Raw genomic sequence first — 2,953 nt, forward strand, 5'->3', positions numbered from 1 at the left:
TGTGGTTTGCAGAAAAAATAAAAGCAGCAAAAAGTTAGACATATTTAAAAAACTTAAAGGCCGTCTGAAATCCTGAGAAATAGGTTTCAAACGGCCTTTTGTTACTTGATGTATGAAGCGATCGTTGCTTTATACCAAATATTTAAAAATTAGAATTTTACGCGTACACCGGCAGATACTTCGTGGGATTGAATTTTGGTCTCTTCAAAATTGCCCCAATAGTTGTAGCGATAGCCAGCATCTAAAGCAACATTAGGCGTTACTTCGTAGCTTACACCAGCCAATGCACCAATACCCATTTTGGTTTTTCGTGAATGTTCTGTATAGTGAAAACCAGGGTCGGCTTCATCAGAATTTAATGAAACGCGATTAATACCTAAACGAGCACCAACGTAGGGCTTAACAGGTGTATTAGTATTGAAGTCATAGATTGCTGAAACGCCAATACTTTGAAATTTCAGTTTGTAATATAAGTGACTGTCATCCTCGTATTCACCTCTTTCAATAGATTTATGATGTGTATAGTCTGCTGCAACACGGAAGTCACCAAAATCATAACCAGCAGATAGACGAGGGCTAAAGCCTTTTGCTTTATCAGAGAATTCCTCTTCACCAGAGTTGTCTTTAATCTTAACAGTAGAATAACCAGCATCAGCTTGAACATAAAAACCTTTGGTTGCATCAGCCAATGCAAATGTAGGCAGGGAAAGAGCAATCAGTGTTACCAGAACTTTTTTCATTGTTTTGTCCTTAATGTAGGATTAGGAGTAGTGGATAATCGCCGGGGTTGGTCGTTCCCAACAATTATTCAGATTGTATTTTCTTGTCGTAAATTAAGCAAATCTAAAAATGTTTTAACTGTTGTAAAAAAGCACTTATAAAAAACACTGTAACAAGTCGTTTAAGAACAAACGGCCTTGCTCGGTCGGGCGGAACACGGTCGGATCTGATTCAAGCAGGCCTTTTTGTCTGGCGGTTTCGATTTGAGCCATGATTTTTGCAGTGGGGACGCCGGTACGTTCCTGCAACATTGCAGCAGGTACGCCATCGGTCAGGCGCAGGGCGTTCATCATGAACTCGAATGGAAGGTCTTCGGAAGCAACGGTTTTGTGCTCAACTGCTTCATGCGGATTGCCCTGCATAGCGGCAAGATAGTCGTTGGGATGGCGACGGCGGACAGTTCGCTCGATACGGTCGGGATAGGAAATTTTGCCGTGTGCGCCTGCACCTATGCCTAAGTAATCGCCAAACTGCCAGTAGTTCAAATTATGGCGGCACTGCATACCAGGTTTTGCAAAAGCCGATGTTTCGTAGTGGATAAAGCCTGCGCTTTCTAATGCACCGTGTACAGCATCTTCAATATCCAACGCCGCTTCATCTTGCGGTAATCCTTTTGGCGGCGTATGACCGAAAGGCGTGTTCGGTTCCATTGTCAGATGATATGCGCTGATATGCGATACGCCTGTTGCAATAGCGGTTTGCACATCGTTTAGGGCCGTCTGAACCGTTTGGTTTGGCAGGGCATACATCAAATCAATATTGACTTTATCAAATAATTTCAATGCAGTATCAATGGCTGTCAGTGCTTCTTTGCCGTTGTGAACGCGTCCCAATCGAGCAAGCATATCGTCGTTAAAACTTTGTACGCCGATAGACAGGCGCGTAATACCTGCGTCTTTAAATCCTTGAAACTTCTCAATTTCAAATGTGCCGGGGTTCGCTTCTAAAGTAATTTCCGCTTCGGGTTGCAAGCGCAACAGCGAACGCACGCCACTTAACAAACGGTCAATTGATTCCGCTTGAAACAGGCTGGGTGTGCCGCCGCCGAAGAATATCGTTTCTATCGGTCTGCCCCAAATATTGGGTAACTCAAGCTGCAAGTCGGTTAATAGGGCATCGATATAGGCTTCTTCCGGCAGGCCGTTTTTCAGGCTGTGGGAATTGAAGTCGCAATATGGACATTTTTTGATGCACCAAGGAATATGGATATAGAGTGATAAAGGAGGCAGGGCGGTTAGCTGGCCGGGGCGTTGGAAAGTGATTTGGGTCATGGTATGTGTTGAGGCTCAAGGCCGTCTGAAATTTTTAGGCCGTTATTTTAACTGAAATGTCGGCCGGGAAAGTAATCAGTAGGAAATTTGCGCAGTCTAAGCGCTCAAAAAAGCTTCAATTTCTTCTTCTGATAATTTGGAATTGCAGACAAATTTTATTTTGCCTTGTGAGATGTTGAGTAATGCGGGAACAGTTTTGATGCCGTGTTGTTCACGAAAAGTCTTTAAAGCTGCTTTGTTGCTGCTGTCTGTAAAGCGGATAGTAAGCTGCTTGTTTAAGGAAACGGTAAATAGTTTTGCAACAAAACGGCGACAGTATGAACAGCTTGGTTTGCCTAAAAAGACGATAGCAGTTTCTTGACTATCAATGAGTTGCAGAAGTTCGTCAGGTGTGGTTGGGATGAAGGCAGCGACGTGTTTTGCAAAGGCTGCCAATTCTTCAGGCGAGGGTTTGGGCATGGGAATGAATGTGAGGTAGGCCGTCTGAAGGTTTCAGACGGCCTGTTATTGATTTATAAGGATTCGATTTTTCTTAACAATTCACGCAAAGCTTGGGCGCGGTGGCTTTCGGCATTTTTGATTTCAGGATCAAGCTCGGCAGCGGTGCAACCGTGTTCGGCCAGATAGAAATGCGGGTCGTAGCCGAAGCCGTTTGTGCCGGCTGCTTCTGCCTGCCATTGTCCGCGCCAGATGCCTTCGGCGATAATGGGTTGCGGGTCGTTTTCGTGGCGGACGAGGACGAGTACGCAGACGTAGTAGCAGCTTTTATCGTCTTTATCGGCAAGATCGGCAGAGAGTTTGGCGTTGTTTGCGGCATCGGATTTAGGGTTTTCGCCTGCATAACGTGCGGAGAAAATGCCGGGTGCGCCGTTTAAGGCGTTGGTGCAGATGCCGGAGTCGTC

The 2,953-nt window shown here is 45.2% G+C and carries 4 protein-coding genes; all 4 read right to left on the reverse strand.

The features are described from left to right. Positions 1–149: 149 nt before the first annotated feature. Entirely contained in the window at positions 150–740 is a 591-nt protein-coding gene (locus ACTHS3_RS11240; protein ID WP_049336597.1) for an opacity family porin, read from the reverse strand. Between the two features lie 135 nt (positions 741–875). Further along, entirely contained in the window at positions 876–2,051 is a 1,176-nt protein-coding gene (gene hemW / locus ACTHS3_RS11245; RefSeq protein WP_004519774.1) for a radical SAM family heme chaperone HemW, read from the reverse strand. Positions 2,052–2,147: 96 nt separating this feature from the next. After that, positions 2,148–2,510 carry a hypothetical protein gene (locus tag ACTHS3_RS11250; protein WP_004519773.1) on the reverse strand — a complete coding sequence of 121 codons (363 nt, stop codon included), beginning with the start codon at positions 2,508–2,510 and terminating at the stop codon, positions 2,148–2,150. A gap of 53 nt (positions 2,511–2,563) precedes the next feature. After that, a partial coding sequence (locus ACTHS3_RS11255; protein WP_440367974.1) for a non-canonical purine NTP pyrophosphatase occupies positions 2,564–2,953 on the reverse strand: 390 nt, incomplete at its 5' end.

The sequence above is a fragment of the Neisseria sp. P0009.S007 genome (assembly GCF_051962515.1).

Bases quoted from the DNA above. Each gene is read 5' to 3' on its own strand.
- ACTHS3_RS11240 (WP_049336597.1), bottom strand. From the start codon at position 740: ATGAAAAAAGTTCTGGTAACACTGATTGCTCTTTCCCTGCCTACATTT.
- hemW (WP_004519774.1), bottom strand. From the start codon at position 2,051: ATGACCCAAATCACTTTCCAACGCCCCGGCCAGCTAACCGCCCTGCCT.
- ACTHS3_RS11250 (WP_004519773.1), bottom strand. From the start codon at position 2,510: ATGCCCAAACCCTCGCCTGAAGAATTGGCAGCCTTTGCAAAACACGTC.